Genomic DNA, 16,736 nt, shown 5'->3' on the forward strand with positions numbered 1-16,736 from the left:
TCTACCACACGCGGGTAGACTTCTACCATGAGTCTGAACATCAAGAACCCGCAGACGGTTGCGCTGGTCCGGGAGCTCGCGCGGCGTACGGGACTCAGTCAGACGAGCGCCGTCGAAGAAGCGGTGCGTGCCAAGCTTGCCCAGCTCACCGCCGATGAGGGTGGGGATACTCGACGCCAGAAGGTCAACGACTTGCTCGCCGAACTGGATCGGTCGATCACCGCGCAGCAGCGCAAGTCCATTCGTAAAGACGAGACCGACTTGTATGACGAGAACGGGTTGCCTGCGTGATCGTCGATACGTCGGCGATCGTGGCCATAGCGCTCAACGAGTCGGGGCGTGATCGGTTAGTCGACGCGCTGGTGGGCGCAGCCGAGCCGAAGATCTCCGCGGCCACGCTGGTCGAGGTGGCGGCGGTCCTCATGAGGCGACTGAAACCCGAAGACTTACGACGCGTGGAGCGCCTCATCGACCAATTAGGCATCGTGAGAGTGTCTTTCGATGCCGAGCAGGCTGCGAGTGTCACACGCGCCTACCGTGAGTTCGGACGTGGCAGCGGCCATCGCGCGGGCCTGAATCTTGGTGACTGCTACTCCTACGCCCTTGCCGCGGTCACCGGTGAACCATTGCTGTTCGTCGGCGACGACTTCACCCATACGGATATCACTCCGGCCGCTCTCGGCTGAAGGCGCCTGCGTGTGGTCTCGTGATCGGGCACCATGATGGTGTGCCGCTCTCCGAAACCACGCTGCTCAAGGCGGCGGGTGAGGTGGTCTATGGCCGGGGTGAGGATTACGTTCGCTATGTCCGAGGGCTCCGTACGACCGCCTCCAAGGCTTATGCGTCGATCCAGGCCAAGAAGGTCTACACGGTAGAGCTCGATTGGTCAGGCCCGTCCCTCATCGGATCGTGTACTTGCCCCCACCATGCCGACGGCAACTTCTGCAAGCATCTGGTCGCAACGGGACTCGCTGCGATCGACACGGGAAGGATCCCTGTCGACGAAACAGCAAGCAGCACGGTCGAAGCGGCGGTGCAAGCGATGGACGTCGGTGAGTTGCGTGAGCTCGTCATGACGCTTGCGCAGCGCGATGATGGCGTTCGCCGCATGCTGGAGGTTCGCGCGACGGCTGTGTCCGGCGACGACTCGCAGGCCAAAGCCGAGTTGGGAGACCACGCCCGAAATGCCCTGGCCTTCAGAGGCTTTGTCGACTATCGGCGTTCCTTCGAGGTCGCGGAGGCGGCCAGTCACCTGCTCGACGAACTTGAAATCCACCTCAATAGTGGATCTGCCGAACTCGTGCGTCCTGCGCTCCTGTACGCGCTGACCCGGTTACGCAAGATCGTCGGGAACGTTGACGACTCCTCGGGTTCGATCGGTGATCAATGCCAACGCGCTGCCGGCCTCTACGCGCAGGCCTGTCTATTGGGTCAACCCGACCCGGTCGAATTGGCTAAGTGGCTGGTGAAATTTCGGGCTGATTCCCCTGGGTGGCCGCACGTAGAGTTGGCAGACTTCGTAGATTCCTTCGACGAACAAGCACTCGCAACGTACCGTCGGGCGGTCGCGGCACTGGATCGAAAGCTGGCAGACCGTAATCACTGGCAACGATTCGAAGTCGACGCAATGCTGCTCGAGCTCGCTGACCACGACGGCGACGTCGACCGGGCCGTGGAGTTGCTTTCCCAGCGGGAGGAACACGCGCAATATGGGGCGATCATCGACCGATTGCGGGCAGCGGGTCGTCCCGAGGAGGCGGTGGCATGGATCGACCGCGCAGTGGCCGAAGGAAGAATCAGCAGCCACAACGGCGGCAACGAATACTGGCTGAGCCCCGATGATGTCGCCGCGACGTATCAGGAACTTGGTCGGATCGATGATGCGCTCGGTGTCCTTCGCGCAGACTTCGTTCGACGCCCGTCGGTGTCCACCTACCGTGTCCTACTCGATTTCGCGGCCCGCATCGACCGGGCCGATACCGAACGCTCGTGGGCTTTCGACCACGCGCGGCAACTGGCCGCATCTGACCGCTTCGCCCTCGGCGCGGTCTTGGTTCAGCTGTGTTTGAGTGAGGGCGACGTCGATAGCGCGTGGCAGGCGGCCGAGCGTTTTGGCCCCGGCTGGGCCTGGAAGGAACTCGCCGAGCGCGGCGCCAATGCTCGGCCGGTGGAAGCCGCAGACCTCTACCGCCCGCAGCTCGAGAGTGACCTCCGGTACCCCAATAGCAAGCTCTATCCCGATATTGCCGCGACGCTGGCGACGATGGCAAAGTTGTATGAACGCGGCGGTCGCAGCGCCGATTTCGCGTCGTTCATCGCCCAGATTCGCCAGGAGTACGGTAGGCGACCGTCGCTTATGAAAGCCCTTGACGCGAAGCGACTTTGACGGTGGCTGCCTAAGCCGGTGTGAACCGGATCGCCGCCAGCTTGTTCACCTCGATCGCCTCGCGGAACTCTTCTGCTGAAGGAATCCGGTCATCCCGGAACTGCAGCCCCATCATCCGCTGCGCCCGCTTCACCCCATACGAGACGGCACACCGATGAAACAGATCAACCGTCCGCTCCCGATCCTCGATCAGCTCGCCCCGCATCGACCGCTCAACACCGTCAACCAACACCGAAACGGAAGCCCCACCGCGAAAATTCACCTTCCACGCCGATCCGACCAACGCGTACAAATCACCATCGATCCGATGCGCCGAGACCGGCAGCACGAACTCGCGGCCCGTCTTGCGCCCTTTGAAGCTCAGCACCATGAATTGCTTACGCAGCCCGCCGGCCAACGGGGTGCGCAACAGATACCGCATGAGCGGGTTGACGGCCCGCATGATCGCATCCGGCGGAGGCGCCGGAGTGATCGCCGCTGACTGATCTGCCACGCGATCACGGTACGACTCCAAACCGCATAACAGGAGGTCATTGGCCATACAGCCGACTGCCAGCTTGCGCCCCGCCGAAAGAAGCGGCTTTCATGGGTCCATGGATCGTCGCCAGATGCTCATGACCGCGGGCTTCGGCCTGCTGGCAGCCGCCACGAGAATCCCGCAGGCCACCGCCGCCCCGTCGCGGCCCGCACCGCCATCTGCCCCCGCCCCGCAGAACTATATTTTTCGCGACGAGTTCGACGGCCCCGCCGGTTCGGCTCCCGACCCCTCGAAGTGGACCACCGCCCTGGCCCGCGAGACGATGCAGGACCCCACGTTCTGGGAGCTGCCCGAGAACGTCGGCCAATACCGCGACGACCGCCGCAACGTCTACCTCGACGGCAAATCCAACCTCGTCTTCCACGCCGCCAAGGACGGACCCACCTACTACAGCGGCAAGATCTTCGGGAAGTGGAACGGCGGCATCGGCCATACCTGGGAAGCCCGCATGAAGATGGACTGCCTGACGCCCGGGTGCTGGCCCGCCTTCTACCTCTCCAACGAGAGCCCCGTCAACGGCGGCGAGGTCGACGTCATGGAGTGGTACGGCAACGGCAAGTGGGCTCCCGGCACCGCCGTGCACGCCAAGCTCAACGGCGGTGAACACGTCAGCCAGACGATCTCCGCCGACAGTGCCTGGCACACCTGGCGCGTCACATGGGATGACGCGGGTATGCGGTTCTATAAGGACTACGTCGACGGCGCCGCGCCCTACTTCAACGTCCCCGCGCGTTCACTTCCGGACTGGCAGTTCAACGATCCCGGTTACGCGATGATGCCGGTCTTCGACCTCGCGGTTGCCGGCTCCGGCGGCGGTGACCCGACCGGCGGTAGCTATCCGGCCAACATGCTGATCGATTACATCCGGGTCTGGTAGCCCATGTGGGTGCTGATCGCGAAGGTAGCGCTGGTCGCGTTCCTCGTGGTCGGCGTCACGATTCTCGTGTTCGCCTATCGGCGGGGCTTACGGCGCGCGAGAGGCCAACGCACTCAGCCTGATCCGAATCTCGGGCCCGGCTCGGTCCGCGGTGTCATGCCGCCGACACCGCTGCCGGAGTGGGCGTATTGGGACGAGGACGAGCCCAGGCAATAGCGTCGCCGAGCGTGCAGGCTGTGGTCGAAGATCGTCGAAAAATCGACGACAAGCTGCACGGTCGGCGCGTAAACGCTAACGCCGGCGCTTCACCGGCCGGCCCAGCAGCGTGACCTCCATCAGTCGTCGGATCGTCGCCACCGACTCAGGCCCAGAGTCGCGTGCGAACAGCCGCCGGAAGTCCACCGTCAGTGCGAACGCCGCACCGACCGCATACCGCGCCGCACCGATCTTCATCTCCGGCCGCGCCGCCGTCACCAGTCGCGCCCACGCGTCCATCGTCGACGACTCGATGGTCTCCAGCACCCGCAGGTCGGCTTCCGGAACATTGTGTCGCTCCGTGTAATACACGTACGGCAGGTCCGGCCACTCCATCACCCGGCCGAGATACTCGTCGACCACATCGTCGAGCGCCTCCTCCGGATCGGAGTTGCGCGACAACGCATCCGCGGTATCACTCGAATGCCGGTCGGCGGCCCGCCGATACGCCAGCGCCAGGATGTCGGCCTTGCCCGGGAATGACCGGTACAGCCCCGACGCCTGGATCCCCACCGCCGACGCGATGTCCTCCATGCTCGTGTTGCGGTACCCGTTTTCGTAGAACAACCGGACCGACTCGTACAGCACATGCTCGTACATCCCGGCCTCGGGTCCGACGTTGATCGGTTCCGGCCGAGGCGCCGTACGACGCCGCGAAGCAGGCAACTCAGCGGCCAGCACATCGGCCGCCATCGATATCAGCACCAAGCGAATCTCGCCTGCGGCAAGCTGATTCGAGTGGTCGGTGATGCTGCCGATCACCGAAAGTGCTGCCGACGACAGCGTCCACCGCTGCGACGACGTCAGCTTCGGCCGCAGCTGCAGCAGAGGACGCTGCAACCGGTGGTTCACCACCCGCAGCTGCTCGGCCAGCAGAACCCGGTCCTCGCTGCGCAGATACCGTGCCTCCCAGCGGTACAACCCTCCCGCAGTCCGGTTCGCGATCGTCGCGTCAGCCAGCGCTGCGGTCAGCATCCGCAGCGTCGCCGCCGGATCGTCATCGTCGCGGTCGTCGGCGAACGCCGTGGCGTCGACGAGCAGCTGCCCGAGCCCCAGCACGGCGTCGCGGAACAAGTCGTACTTACTGGGCGAATGGCGGTACAGCGCAGCGGGCGTGATGCCGACCCGCGCGGCGATGTCCTCCATGCTGACGGCGTGATAGCCCTGCGACCCGAACGCGTCGGCCGACGCACGCGCGATCTGCGCCTTGCGATCCTTCGGCCGCCGCCGAACGGCGGGTTCGCCCTCTGACACAGACTCCACGCTAGTCGCTCCTCGGCTGCATCACTGAAAGTCTTTCCGTCAGCGAGAACCAGCATTCACTTATTCTTGCCGCCCGTCTCGCCTGTGTGAGAGGCTTCATACAGCTAGACAAGGGGAGATGTTCGCATGCAGTCATCGTCGCTGACCGCCGAATCCACTCGCATCGTGATTAACAAACGAACTGCCCGCTGGGGCGACGAACCGGTCACCGCTGCCGATGCCCTGGACTTCTGGTCGTTCGCCGCCGGCGCCGCCAACGTCGTCATGCAGCTGTCGCTGCCCGGCGTCGGCTACGGCGTCGTCGAATCCAAGGTCGACTCCGGAAACCTGCTCATCCACCCGTGGAAGCGGGCCCGCACCACATTCACGTACATCGCCGTCGCCGTCATCGGCACCGACGAGGACAAGCTCCTGTACCGCGAGGCCGTCAACTCCGCGCACCGCCACGTCAAGTCCGCCAGCGATAGCCCGGTGCGCTACAACGCCTTTGACCGCGACCTGCAGATGTGGGTAGCCGCCTGCCTGTTCGTCGGGCTGGAAGACACCTACCAACTGCTGCGCGGCGAGATGACCCCCGACCAGGCCGAGGGTTTCTACCGTTCCGCCTGGCCGCTGGGCACCACCCTGCAGGTCAGCGAAGACCAGTGGCCGCCCACCCGCGCCGACTTCGACGACTACTGGAACGCCGCCTGCCGACGCGTCCACATCGACGACACCGTCCGCGCCTACCTGCTTGATCTGCTCGACCTCAAGATGATCAACCCGTTGCTGCGCTTGCCCTTTCGCGGCCTGTTGAAGTTCCTCACCGCGGGCTTCCTGGCGCCGGTGTTCCGTGCGGAGCTCGGGCTGACCTGGAGCCGCGGCAAGCAACGCCGGTTTGAACTGCTTTTCCGGTTCGTCGCTCTGGTGAACCGCTTCCTGCCGTCGTTCATCCGGCAGCCCGGACCGCACGTCTTGCTGGCCGACCTGCGCTGGCGCGCCCGGCACGGCAAGCGGCTGGTCTAGCGCGGTCACGTTCCGCCGAACTGCGGACGCAGCACCGAGGCCAGCGCCGACAGCGGAATGTGCGCCTGCACGGTGCCGCCATCCATGAACCACTGCATGATGCCGGGCGTGTAGTCGAGCGGCGTGTCATGGGCCACGGGGTAATCCGGCATGTACAGGATCAGCTCGTCACCCGACAGCGCCCACGCCTTGTACCCGCCCGAGTACACCTTGTCCGGTCCCCACCGATCCGCCTGGAACGGATAGCTGCCCGGTTGATGCGGTGGTGGCGCTGCGTCGAGCGCGTCCACGATGAACGGCTGGCCCAGCGACGCAATCGCGCCGAGGTCCACTCCGGGCTTGAGTAGATCGGCCAGCTGCAACCGCACCCCGCGGCCCATGTTCCACGTGAATGTGCGAAAAGCGTTGTTGAACTTGGGTCCATCGGCGTGATAGTCCTCGTGGAACACCACGCTCAGCACGTCACCGCGCTGCAGGATCTGGAAGTTCTCCTCGCCGAAGCTGTCGGCCACCATGTGCACACCGACGTTGCGCCAGTTGTTCACCAACGTGGTCAGGTAATCCCGGATGGTCGGGCCGGTCACCGGGTTGTCGACGAGATCGCCGGGCACCGCCACCTTGATATCGCGCACGGCCTTGCGTTCCGAGAGCACCGAGGTGTGGCAGTACGCGCCGTCCCAGTCGGCGCCGAGACCCGCGCACAGGTCCGGCGCCGACGCCCCGGCCAGTGGCACCGTCGCCGCGGCTAGCGACGCCACGACCAGTAGCCCAGCAACCACACGAATGCGCATGCTATTCAGGGCAATTCGACTTTGCTGGCCCGCCACGATCCGTCGACCTTCTCCATGGTCATCTTGACGCGGCTACGGTCGATGCGCGGGTCCGGCGCGGCCTTGTTGGCCACCGTCTGGTCGACGAACATCAGCACGACCACCTTGTCGGGCGTCGCCGACTTCACCGCCGAGTCGATCACGACGCCGCGCGCGGTCGCCTTGTTGTCCAACAGCAGCTGACGCAGCTGCGCACTGGATTGTGAATACATGTCCTTGAATTCGCCCGTCGCACCGTTGAGTACGTCGGCGAAGTTCTGGTCCACATTGTTGGAGTCGATGCTCGTCAGCACCTGCGCGTAGCGCACCGCCGCCGCCTGGCCCTCGCGTGACGCCACCTCGACCTGATGCTGCTGCCACGCCTGCCAGCCCAAGAAGCCCGAGCCGCCGAGAAGCGCAACCATCAACGCGCCCAGCAACACTCGACGGACCAGGGGCCACCGCCGCCGCGTGGCAGGCTCCTCGGCAACCTCATCAACCGTCTCCTCAACGGCCTCCACTTCGGCGTCGGTATCGGGTTCGATGTCAGTCGTAGCAGTCACCGCAATCTCCTTAGCTCGGCGGTTCGATCGGCAGCACCGGGCCGCCGTACGGGGTCGGAATGGTGTAGCGCCCCTTGGGTGTCGGGTCGGTGGTCTGACCGAGGTCGGCACCCGGCGGAGGACCGGCGGTGTCGTCGCCGGTCGGCCGCGGCGCGTTCTTGGCCCCGCGGATCAGCACCGCGGGATCGTCGTCGCGGCAGTAGGTGTACAGGTACGGCTCCGGATAGTCCGCCGACGACGGTGGGCGGCGCGGGGTGCCGTAGTCGCATGTGTAGCGCGGGTAGACGTCCGCGGTCACCCACAGGCCGTGGTCGTGCATGATGCTGCCCAGCGCATCGAGCAGCGACCCGCGGTAGTCCGGGAACAGCGCGTTGAGCGCAGGCACCCGCACATACAGCAGTTGCCCTGCGGTGGCCATGCTGGTCAGCAGCCCCACCATGGTGTCGGAGTTGTCGGTGAACAAATTGTCGGTGGCCGAAAGGGTTTGCGGCGTCTGGTCGACGAACCGGCGATAGCCGTCGACCATCTTGTTCACCCCGACGAAGGTGCGGCTGAGGTTGCCGGTCGCCACCATGATGCCCGGGTTCTTGTCGGCGGCCGTCGTCAGCACGATCCGGCTGGTCTTCAGAACGCTGGTGGTCTCAGGCAGAACGGAATCCAGCGTCGACAGCAGGAACGTGCCGCCGTCGATGATGTTGGCCAGCTTCTGCGGACCCTGGTTGGTCAGGCTCAGTTCTTTCTTGACCAGCTCCAGCTTGGCCGGATCGACCTGCTTCAGCATTCCGTCGGCGTGGGCCAGGACGTCAGCCAGGCTGACCGGCACCGAGGTATTACTCTGTGCGATCACACTGCCGTCGTGCAGGTATGGGCCGGTGTCGGAGTCCGGGACGAATTCGATGTACTGCTCGCCGGCGGGGGAGAGCCCCGATACCCGCACCGGGCTCGCCGTCGGGATCTTCACATCCGAACGCACGGTGGCCACCGCGGCGACACCGTCGGGTGTCACTGCCAGCGACTGCACCCGCCCGATCGGCACCCCGCGCAGCGTGACGTCCTGGTTCGGCAGCAGCCCACCGGATTCCGGCAGCTGAATCGTGACCCGGTACGCCGAGTCGAACGGTGTGACCCGCAGCGCACCGACCAACACGTATGCGGTCGCGATCACCAGCGTCATCACCAAACCCGCTGTCGACAGCCACAATCGGTGTCGATACCCGAATCCGACCACCCTCACGACGTGGCCCGCTGTCCTGTCGATCATGGCGGCGGTCCCGGCAACGGTCCGGGCAACGGCGGCGCGACGATCAGCTCACCCGGTTTATCGGGGCTCGGCAAGACGGGAACCTGCGGAACGCCGGGACCGGAGCCGACGACGCGCTGCTGCAGTCGCCACAGCGTGTACTTGAACGTGCCGGCCATCTGCGCCCAGTCGTAGCGCTTGGGGCCATGGAAGCCGACGTCGCCGCCGAATCCGGCATCGGGGATCGACCCCAGCACCAGCCGGTCGATGCTGGCTCGCACCGAAATCGCGTTACTCGGCGTTGATTTGATGAACGGCGGCATCAGCCGGTTCAGAGCCGCCAGATTGGCGTCCGGAGCGAGCACCAAATCATTCCACGCCCGGGCGATCGTGTTGGCGTCGCCGATCACGCTGCGCCCGCTGGTGTCGGTGCCCGCGATGGAGGGGAACTTCTCCAGCTGTGTGCCGGTGTCACCGACCTGCTGCACGACGTCGGCGACGGCGTCGGCGTTCGCGGCCAGCGCGTCGGTGGCCGGCCCAGCCGCGGCCACCACCTCCGTGAGTTGCTGATTCTTGGCGTCGAGTTCCTTGGCCAGCTGCGATGTCTGGGTCAACGCATCTGAGATCTGGCCGGAACGCGCCGTCAGTTTCGACAGCGTGCCGTTGGTCTTGGCGATGATGTCGCCGAACGCCTGCCCCTGATCACCGGTCGCCTTGCCGAGACCGTTGATGATGTTGGTGAAGTTGCGCACCGCACCGCCGTTGACCATCACCGCCGCTGAACTGAGCACCGACTCCACCGTGGCCGCGGCCGTGGTGTTGTCCAGGCCGATGGTGTCGCCGTCCTTCAGCAGCGGAGTGGCGGGGGAGGCACCAGGCGGTGGCTTCAAAGCGATGAACACATCGCCCAGCGGTGTGGCCGAACGCAGTTCGGCGGTGCTGCCTTTCGGCAGCCGCACCCCGTCCATGATCCGGATCGTGGTGACCGCGGTGTAGTTGCGCGCCACCATCGACTCCATCTGGCCGACGTCGGCACCCGCGAGTTTCACCTTGGCCTCCGCGGGCAGGTTCAACGCGTTCGAGAAGACCGCGGTCAACCGATACCCGCCGCTGCCCACCGTCGGTGCCGGCAACGGCAGGCTCGACAACCCGTTGGACGAGCACGCCGTGGCGCCCAACGCCACCACCAGAACCGCGACGCCCCGTTTCATTTCTGCCCCATCGCAGCCATACCGTCGAGCACGTAGCTCAGCCCGAAGTCGGGTCCGAAGTCCTGTAACGTGCCCGTGCTGCAACCCAACTGGCGCAGGCCCATCAGGTTGCACAGCTCCTTGGTGGCCTGGTTGTCGAACAACACCCGATCGGTGAGCACCCGAGCCCTGGCCACGCCGTTGTTCCGGTCGACCACGTTGTACAGGTTGTCCAGGGTCAGCGGCGCGACGTCGATGAACTCCTTGAGGTCCCGCTGCCGTTCGACGAGGGTGTTGGCGGTCGTGTTGCCGTTATTGACAACAGCTTTGATATTGTCCCGGTTCTTCTCCAGGAAATCGCCGACCTGCGTCAGCAGCGTGTTCATCGTTTTGCCGGTGGTGCCGCTACCGAAGTCCTCGTCGTTGACGATCTGGCTCAGCTGGCGCACGGTCGCGCCGAAGTCGCGCAGCGTCGCGTCGTTGTCGGCAGCCGCCTGCAGCAGCGAGCTCAGGTTACGCACGATCGTGGTCAGCTGATCGCGAGTCTGGGCGCCGCCGTCGGCGCTGAGCCGCAACGCATTCGATAGTTCACCCAACGCGTCCTTGATCTTTTGCCCGTTGCCGTCGGCGATCGCCGCACCGGAGTTCACGACGTCGGCCACCGGCCCGTTACCCTTGCCGTCGCCCTTGAGCGAGACCGAGATCTTGTCCAGCACGCCGAGCACGCGGGCGAACTCCACGGGCGTCTTGGTCCGCGGCAGCCCGATGGTGTCGCGGTCCCTGAGTATCGGCCCGCCGCGGTACGGCGGGGTGAGCTCGATCTGGCGGTCGGTGAGGATCGACGTCGAGATCGTCACCGCCTGCGCGTCGGCCGGAATCTTGACGTCACGGTCGACGGTGAACTGCACCTCGACGTACCCGCTCTTCGGCGTGATCGCGGTGACCTTGCCGACCGGCATCCCCAGGACCGCCACCGTGTTGTCGACGTAAAGCCCGGCAGCGCTGTCGAATTGGGCGGTCAGCGTGATGTGGTCTCCTGCCGACTTGAAGTACACCAATGCCACGGTGATCGCCGACGCGGCGGCCACGACGACCACCGTCACAACCGCCAGCAGCCTGGCCCGCGCACTCACTTGCAGTCCTTGAAGTATTGGATCATCCCGAACTGCTTGGCCCGGCCGCTGATTGCGCACATCCACGAGTCGACGGCCAGCCCGTTCGGGGCGTTGAAGTCGAAGGCGTTGCCGGTGCCGCTCGCATTCGCGAAGCCGCGCAGCGCGACCGGGCCGGCCTGCAGGGTGCTGCGCAACAGGTCGTCGTGTTGGGCCAGCAGGTCGGAGAGCTGGCGCAGATTCTTGATGGTCTGGTCCAGCTCGCTGCGGTTGGCCACCACGGTGGTGCTCATCGTGTTCACCAGATTGGTGAGTGCGGCCATCATCGCGTGGAAGGTGGCGCTGCGCGCCACGAACCGGCTGATCAACTCCTGCCCCTGGTTGATCATCGCGGCGATGTTGGCGTGCTGCCGCTCCAGCGTCGAACTGATCAGATCGGTGCTCTTCAGCAAGGCGCCCAACTGGTCTCGCCGGTCGGCGATCACCGTCGACAGGGTCTGGATGTTGCGCATCGCCTGCGGCACCACCTCGGGCAGGCCCTGCATCTGCTGGCCCAGGATCCCCAGGGACTTCGCGAACGCGTCCGTGTCGACCTGCTCGTAGGTGGTCGTCACGTCGGCCAGCGCGGCCTGCAGATCGTACGGAACTTCGGTATGCGCAAGGTCGAAGGTGTTGTTGGGCAGCGACCCGCCCTCTTTGGGTTCCAGCGCCAGGTAGCGCGAGCCCAGGATGGTGGCGACCTTGATGACGGCCTTCGAGTCCTTACCGAGCGCGACGTCGTCCTGCACTTCGAGCCCGGCTTCGACGTGGTCGCCGGCGAGCCTCATGCTGGTGACCTTGCCGACCTGGATACCGCCGATGGTGATCGGGTTCCCGGTCTGCAACGCGGCCGCCTGGAGGAACAGCGCGGTGTAGTGGCGGTGATTGACGTTGGCGGCGTTGGCAATCAGCATGGCGCCGACGATGACGCTGACCACGGCGACGGCGATCAGGCCGAGCCAGGTCGTGTTGTAGCTCTCCAACCGCCGCCTAGCCATTGGCCATGTTCCTGCATCGTGGGGTGTACATCGCTTTGCTTCCCGGTGTCGCCGCGTTGACGATGATCGGCGTGATGTCGTTGAGGCCGGGGAAGAATCCGGTGGCGTTCAGGTCGCACGCGTAGGCATTGCCGAACGCGCCCTCGTTGGTGATCCGCGCCAGGCCCTTGAGCATCAGCGGCAGGTTGTCGCCGGTGAACGCCAGCTGCGGCTCGATGTCGACGAGATGCCCGGTGAAACCTGGCTGGCGAGTTATCATCTCGTTCAACTGTGGGTTGACGGTGTCGGAGATCGTCGACAGCTGACGGATCACCCGCGCCATCGTGCCGGTCGAGGCGACCAGCTCGGGGCGCCGCGCGTTGAAGTCCGACACCACCTTGCTGGTCTGCGAGATCACCTGATCGAGGTTCTGGTTCTGCGTCGCGAGGTTCGCCATCACCGTGTTCAGTTGGGTGATCACATCGCCGAGGGTCTGATCACGGCCGGCGAAGGTGTCTGTCAGCGTGGAGGTTTGACTGACCAGGTTGACGATCGACGAGTTGTCACCCTGCAGGGACTGGATTACACCCTTGGTGAGGTTGTCGGCGTCGCGCGGGTTCAGCACGCTGAACAGCGGTTCGTAGCCGTTGAGCAGCGTGCCGACATCGAAGGACGGGTCGGTGCGCTCGAGCGGGATCGTTGCGTGCGGCGCGAGCGGGCCTGGGCTGCCGATCTTGCCGAGCGACAACCCGAGGTACCGCTGGCCGACGATGTTCTGGTAGGTCACCGAGGCCACGGTGTTGCCGAACAGGTGCTGGTCGTTCTGCACGACGAACGACACCTTGGCCAATTTGCCTGCCAGTTCGATTTTTTCGACGCGGCCGACGCGTACGCCCGCCATCCGGACGTCGTCGCCCTCCCGCAGCCCATACACGTCGGTGAACATCGCGGCGTACGGAGTGGTGGGACCGGCCACGTCGCGGCGCAGCGTCACGTACACCAGCCAGGTCAACGTCACCGCCACGACCATGAACAGCGACAACCCGATCAACGGGGCACGAAACCTCATGGAGTCCCCCCGGCTTCGGCGGGCAGCGGTGGCACAGGCGCGGCACCAGCCGGCGGTGGCGGAGCGTCGTCCGGATCGGCGGTGCCCGGCACCCGCGGGAAGGGCGGAGCCCACCACGGCGTCGGCGGATTCGGGTCGGCCAGGTTCGGGGTCGGGTTGATCAGCGGCGGACCGACCGCCACCAGGTTGCCGTCCGGACCGACAACCGTGCCCGGTGTCGGCGCCAGATCCTTCGGCGGTTGATAGTTCTGCGGCAGCAGCATCTCGGGAAGGTCGGGCCGCACCACGATCTTCGGTGCGGTGTAGCAACTCGGCCCGAGCAGTTGGCCGTAGCGGGGGCAGTCGGCGCGGGTGTAGTCGTAGCTCGGCGTCAGCGACAGGTTGACCCGCATATTGCCGGTGTCCAATTCCGGCATCCACACCTCGTCGAAGAACTTGCGGGACAACTCATTCATCTTCGTGAACGCCGGCACGAACTTGCCCGCGTTCATCGCGAGGCTGCCCAGCACCGGAGTCAGGTCATGGGTGATGCCGGTGAGCTGGTCGATGTGATTGTCGATCGCGGTGTGTGTGGTGCCCAGCGTGTGCTGGCCTCCGGTCACCAACGTGGTGAGCGCAGCGCGCTTTTCGGCCAGTACCTGCATGGGCTGCACCGCCTGATGCAGGGCATCGACCAGATCGGGCGCGGTTGTCGACAACCCGTGGGTGGCGTCGATCAACGCCGAGACCGTGGAGGGGCCGTCGTCGGTGCTGACGATCGAGTTCAACTGGTCTAGAAGCCGATTCAGTTGGGCGCCCCCGGTGAGCAGCTTGCCGCGCCGGTTCTCGGTGGCGGCGTTGACCGCGGCCAAGATGCCGACGCTGCGGTCCTCGCGGCCGCGGCCGGTGGCGGCCAGCACGTCGCGCAGCTTGCTGATCGTGGTTTGGAACAGCACCGTCGGCAGCTGGGTGTCCTCGGGGATGTGCTCGCCGGCGCGGATCGCCGGACCGGGTCCGTCGGCAACTAATTGCACCGACGACACCGCGAACACGTTGGACGGCACCACCCGCGCGGTCACCGACGCCGGGATGGAGCCGGCGTATTCGGGTTTCAGGTCGATGTGGACGTAGTTGGGATGGCCGTTGGCGGCCGGGATCACGGTGTCGACCGCACCGACCAAGACACCGTGATACTTCACGTCCGACTTCTGTGGCAGCCCGTCGCCGACGTTCAGCAGGTCGGCGACCACCCGGATGTAGTTGTTGAGCTTGCCGTTCGACTTGAGTAGCAACAGCGTGGTGACCAGGGCGGCGACCAGCACCACGGCCAGTCCGCAGAACAGCAGCTGCCGCTCGGTGGGGCCGCGGCCGTCCAGGTCAAAGGAATTCGCCATCTAGCCGCCGAACCTCGCTCCGGCGTCGACGCTCCACAGCGCCATGGTCAGCAGCATGTTGACGACGATCGTGACCGTGATGGCCGCGCGCATCGCGTGCCCGGCGGCGATGCCGACACCTTCGGGTCCGCCGCTGGCGTAGAAGCCGTAGTAGCACTGGATCGTCGAGGCGATCCAGACGAACACGACCGCCTTCAGCAGTGAGTACAGCACGTCGGTGCCGGACAGCATCAGCGTGAAGTAGTGCAGGTACGCCCCGTTGGATCCGCCGCTGATCACCTCGACCACGATCTGGGTGGTCAGGTAGCTCACCGCCAAACACAGGACGTAGAGCGGGATCACGGCGACCACCGACGCCATCAGCCGCGTGGTCACCAGGTAGGGGATGGGCCGGATCGCCAGCGAGTCGAGCGCGTCGATCTCCTCGGCGATCCGCATCGACCCCAGTTGTGCGGTGAAGCGGCAGCCGCCTTGGGTCGCGAACGCCAGCGATGCCGCGATCGGGGCGAGCTCGCGGGTGTTCACCAGTGACGAGATGATCCCGGTTGCCGGGCCCAGACCCAGCAGGTTCAGGAAGTTGTAGCCCTCGATGCCAACGATCGCGCCGACCGTCACACCCAGGACCAGTGCGACGCCCGCGGTACCGCCGCCGACCACCAACGACCCGTTGCCCCAGGCGATGTCGGACAGCAGCCGGGCGAACTCGGTTCGATAGTGGCGCAGCACAATCGGCACCGCCGCGACCGCACGGACGAAGAAGACCAGCATGTGGCCCATCCGGACGATCGACGACGTGAGCGTCCGGGAGAACCGGGTCCACGGAATCCGGAAGGGGCTGTAGGTGGACGCAGTCACAGGCCCACCCTGGGGAACAGCATGTTGTACAGCTGGCTGATAACGACGTTGACGATCATCAGGATCAGAATCGACTCGACCACAGCGGCATTCACCGAGTTGGCCACCCCGGTCGGACCGCCCTTGGTGGACAGGCCCTTCTGACTCGACACGATCGCGACGATCGCGCCAAACACCACGGCCTTGAGTAACGCGAGCACCATGTCACCCGGTGTGGTGAACGAGGCGAAGGTGGCCACGAAGCTGCCGGGTGCCCCGTTCTGGAAGTAGACGTTGAACAGATAGCTCGCAAGGAACCCGACGAAGCACACCACCCCGGTCAGCGCGACGCCGATCATGATCGCGGCGGCGAACCGCGGCACGACGAGGCGACGGATCACCGAGACACCCATGACCTCCATGGCGTCGATCTCTTCCCGCATCGTCCGGGAGCCGAGGTCGGCGGTGATGGCCGAGCCGACAGCGGCCGCCATAAGAATCGCCGCGACCAGGGATGCGGCCTGCCGGATCACGGCCAGACCGCTGGCCGCGCCCGCCAGCGAGGTGGCGCCGACCTGCCCCGCGAGCAGCGCGAACTGGATCGACAGCGTCACACCGACCGGCAGGGCCACCAGCACTGTCGGCACCACGGCCGTCCCGGCCATGAACGCGCCTTGGCGGACGAACTCCTGCAGCGGGAACCGGCCGGTGACGAGGTCGAGGAACAAGTACTGCAGAGTCCTCACACCGAGGACGAACTGCTCGCCGACCGTCCTGAGCGACGCGAGCGGGTGCCGCTTCACATAGCCAACGGTCCAGTTTTCGATGACCTCCACCCCGCCGCCGCTGGACTGACGGCTTACCGGCAGATCCAGCTCAGACATTGGCTGACAATCCTTGGGTCGCCGGCGCCCCGGATGTCAAACAATCTGCGCACGAGCGCATTTGGTAGACGCAGAAGATGGGAAATTCACATCCGTTCGCTACTTGATGCCGACGCCATCAGTCGATGGATTCTTTGGGGTCTTGTGCACCGTAGGACTCATCGACTTGCGACGTCAAGATGTCAAAGAATATTCATTTACATACTGCTCAAGTGATCAGTATGTTTGGCGACGTCAAGCGCGCATCGCTCATAGGCACGTCCCGCACATGACCGACGAAACGCGTTACCGTAAGCGCAGTTACCTTCGATGGCCGTGCTAC

18 protein-coding genes are annotated in these 16,736 nt (G+C 65.3%); 6 read left to right on the forward strand and 12 right to left on the reverse strand.

Features of this window, described 5'->3' with window-relative positions:
* The first annotated feature begins 27 nt into the window (after positions 1–27).
* The 3 genes from K0O64_RS04365 to K0O64_RS04375 are packed head-to-tail and all read left to right on the forward strand — an operon-like array spanning position 28 to position 2,386.
* A complete protein-coding gene (locus K0O64_RS04365; protein ID WP_096309971.1) occupies positions 28–291 on the forward strand; it encodes a type II toxin-antitoxin system VapB family antitoxin in 264 nt (87 codons plus the stop codon).
* Entirely contained in the window at positions 288–686 is a 399-nt protein-coding gene (locus tag K0O64_RS04370; RefSeq protein ID WP_096309973.1) for a type II toxin-antitoxin system VapC family toxin, read from the forward strand. The genes K0O64_RS04365 and K0O64_RS04370 overlap by 4 nt, the downstream gene beginning before the upstream one ends.
* 41 nt (positions 687–727) lie before the next feature.
* A complete protein-coding gene (locus tag K0O64_RS04375) occupies positions 728–2,386 on the forward strand; it encodes an SWIM zinc finger family protein (protein WP_125477387.1) in 1,659 nt (552 codons plus the stop codon).
* 10 nt (positions 2,387–2,396) lie between these two features.
* Here the strand turns inward: K0O64_RS04375 and K0O64_RS04380 are convergent, their stop codons facing one another.
* Positions 2,397–2,879, reverse strand: coding sequence for a hypothetical protein (locus tag K0O64_RS04380; protein ID WP_164520017.1), 483 nt, complete (start codon positions 2,877–2,879; stop codon positions 2,397–2,399).
* 100 nt (positions 2,880–2,979) lie between these two features.
* On the opposite strand from K0O64_RS04380, the gene K0O64_RS04385 reads away from it, so the two are divergent.
* Complete coding sequence (locus K0O64_RS04385; protein ID WP_225933619.1) at positions 2,980–3,801, forward strand: glycoside hydrolase family 16 protein; 822 nt, start codon at positions 2,980–2,982, stop codon at positions 3,799–3,801.
* Between the two features lie 9 nt (positions 3,802–3,810).
* Entirely contained in the window at positions 3,811–4,017 is a 207-nt protein-coding gene (locus K0O64_RS04390) for a hypothetical protein (protein ID WP_225933620.1), read from the forward strand.
* 75 nt (positions 4,018–4,092) lie between these two features.
* Here the strand turns inward: K0O64_RS04390 and K0O64_RS04395 are convergent, their stop codons facing one another.
* Positions 4,093–5,319, reverse strand: a complete 1,227-nt coding sequence (locus tag K0O64_RS04395) for a TetR/AcrR family transcriptional regulator (RefSeq protein WP_220046111.1) — start codon at positions 5,317–5,319, stop codon at positions 4,093–4,095.
* A gap of 126 nt (positions 5,320–5,445) precedes the next feature.
* Here K0O64_RS04395 and K0O64_RS04400 point away from each other — a divergent pair, with 126 nt between their 5' ends.
* Positions 5,446–6,324, forward strand: coding sequence for an oxygenase MpaB family protein (locus K0O64_RS04400; RefSeq protein ID WP_220046112.1), 879 nt, complete (start codon positions 5,446–5,448; stop codon positions 6,322–6,324).
* Positions 6,325–6,329: 5 nt separating this feature from the next.
* On the opposite strand, the gene K0O64_RS04405 is transcribed toward K0O64_RS04400, so the two are convergent.
* From K0O64_RS04405 to K0O64_RS04450, 10 genes are read right to left on the reverse strand one after another with little or no spacing between them, the layout of a single operon-like run.
* Positions 6,330–7,115 (reverse strand): mannan-binding lectin, encoded by a 786-nt coding sequence (locus K0O64_RS04405; RefSeq protein ID WP_220046113.1) that lies wholly within the window; start codon positions 7,113–7,115, stop codon positions 6,330–6,332.
* A 5-nt stretch (positions 7,116–7,120) separates the two neighbouring features.
* Positions 7,121–7,702, reverse strand: a complete 582-nt coding sequence (locus K0O64_RS04410) for an Rv1363c family protein (protein WP_220046474.1) — start codon at positions 7,700–7,702, stop codon at positions 7,121–7,123.
* Positions 7,703–7,706: 4 nt separating this feature from the next.
* Positions 7,707–8,957, reverse strand: a complete 1,251-nt coding sequence (locus K0O64_RS04415) for an MlaD family protein (RefSeq protein ID WP_220046114.1) — start codon at positions 8,955–8,957, stop codon at positions 7,707–7,709.
* Positions 8,954–10,147 (reverse strand): MlaD family protein, encoded by a 1,194-nt coding sequence (locus K0O64_RS04420; protein WP_220046115.1) that lies wholly within the window; start codon positions 10,145–10,147, stop codon positions 8,954–8,956. The genes K0O64_RS04415 and K0O64_RS04420 overlap by 4 nt, the downstream gene beginning before the upstream one ends.
* On the reverse strand, positions 10,144–11,259 hold the full coding sequence (locus K0O64_RS04425) for an MCE family protein (RefSeq protein ID WP_220046116.1): 1,116 nt from the start codon (positions 11,257–11,259) through the stop codon (positions 10,144–10,146). Before K0O64_RS04425 ends, K0O64_RS04420 begins: the two co-directional genes overlap by 4 nt.
* Positions 11,256–12,275 (reverse strand): MCE family protein, encoded by a 1,020-nt coding sequence (locus K0O64_RS04430; protein ID WP_220046117.1) that lies wholly within the window; start codon positions 12,273–12,275, stop codon positions 11,256–11,258. Before K0O64_RS04430 ends, K0O64_RS04425 begins: the two co-directional genes overlap by 4 nt.
* On the reverse strand, positions 12,268–13,323 hold the full coding sequence (locus K0O64_RS04435) for an MCE family protein (protein ID WP_220046118.1): 1,056 nt from the start codon (positions 13,321–13,323) through the stop codon (positions 12,268–12,270). Before K0O64_RS04435 ends, K0O64_RS04430 begins: the two co-directional genes overlap by 8 nt.
* Positions 13,320–14,696, reverse strand: a complete 1,377-nt coding sequence (locus tag K0O64_RS04440; protein ID WP_220046119.1) for an MlaD family protein — start codon at positions 14,694–14,696, stop codon at positions 13,320–13,322. Before K0O64_RS04440 ends, K0O64_RS04435 begins: the two co-directional genes overlap by 4 nt.
* A complete protein-coding gene (locus K0O64_RS04445; RefSeq protein WP_425574745.1) occupies positions 14,697–15,551 on the reverse strand; it encodes an ABC transporter permease in 855 nt (284 codons plus the stop codon).
* Positions 15,548–16,414: an MlaE family ABC transporter permease gene (locus K0O64_RS04450; RefSeq protein ID WP_225933622.1), complete on the reverse strand. Its 867-nt coding sequence runs from the start codon at positions 16,412–16,414 to the stop codon at positions 15,548–15,550. Before K0O64_RS04450 ends, K0O64_RS04445 begins: the two co-directional genes overlap by 4 nt.
* Positions 16,415–16,736 lie beyond the last annotated feature (322 nt).

It is taken from the genome of Mycolicibacterium pallens (assembly GCF_019456675.1).
GTDB lineage: Bacteria > Actinomycetota > Actinomycetes > Mycobacteriales > Mycobacteriaceae > Mycobacterium > Mycobacterium crocinum.

Bases quoted from the DNA above. Each gene is read 5' to 3' on its own strand.
- K0O64_RS04400 (WP_220046112.1), top strand. From the start codon at position 5,446: ATGCAGTCATCGTCGCTGACCGCCGAATCCACTCGCATCGTGATTAAC.
- K0O64_RS04405 (WP_220046113.1), bottom strand. From the start codon at position 7,115: ATGCGCATTCGTGTGGTTGCTGGGCTACTGGTCGTGGCGTCGCTAGCC.
- K0O64_RS04450 (WP_225933622.1), bottom strand. From the start codon at position 16,414: ATGTCTGAGCTGGATCTGCCGGTAAGCCGTCAGTCCAGCGGCGGCGGG.
- K0O64_RS04430 (WP_220046117.1), bottom strand. From the start codon at position 12,275: ATGGCTAGGCGGCGGTTGGAGAGCTACAACACGACCTGGCTCGGCCTG.
- K0O64_RS04415 (WP_220046114.1), bottom strand. From the start codon at position 8,957: ATGATCGACAGGACAGCGGGCCACGTCGTGAGGGTGGTCGGATTCGGG.
- K0O64_RS04440 (WP_220046119.1), bottom strand. From the start codon at position 14,696: ATGGCGAATTCCTTTGACCTGGACGGCCGCGGCCCCACCGAGCGGCAG.
- K0O64_RS04385 (WP_225933619.1), top strand. From the start codon at position 2,980: ATGGATCGTCGCCAGATGCTCATGACCGCGGGCTTCGGCCTGCTGGCA.
- K0O64_RS04435 (WP_220046118.1), bottom strand. From the start codon at position 13,323: ATGAGGTTTCGTGCCCCGTTGATCGGGTTGTCGCTGTTCATGGTCGTG.
- K0O64_RS04420 (WP_220046115.1), bottom strand. From the start codon at position 10,147: ATGAAACGGGGCGTCGCGGTTCTGGTGGTGGCGTTGGGCGCCACGGCG.
- K0O64_RS04365 (WP_096309971.1), top strand. From the start codon at position 28: ATGAGTCTGAACATCAAGAACCCGCAGACGGTTGCGCTGGTCCGGGAG.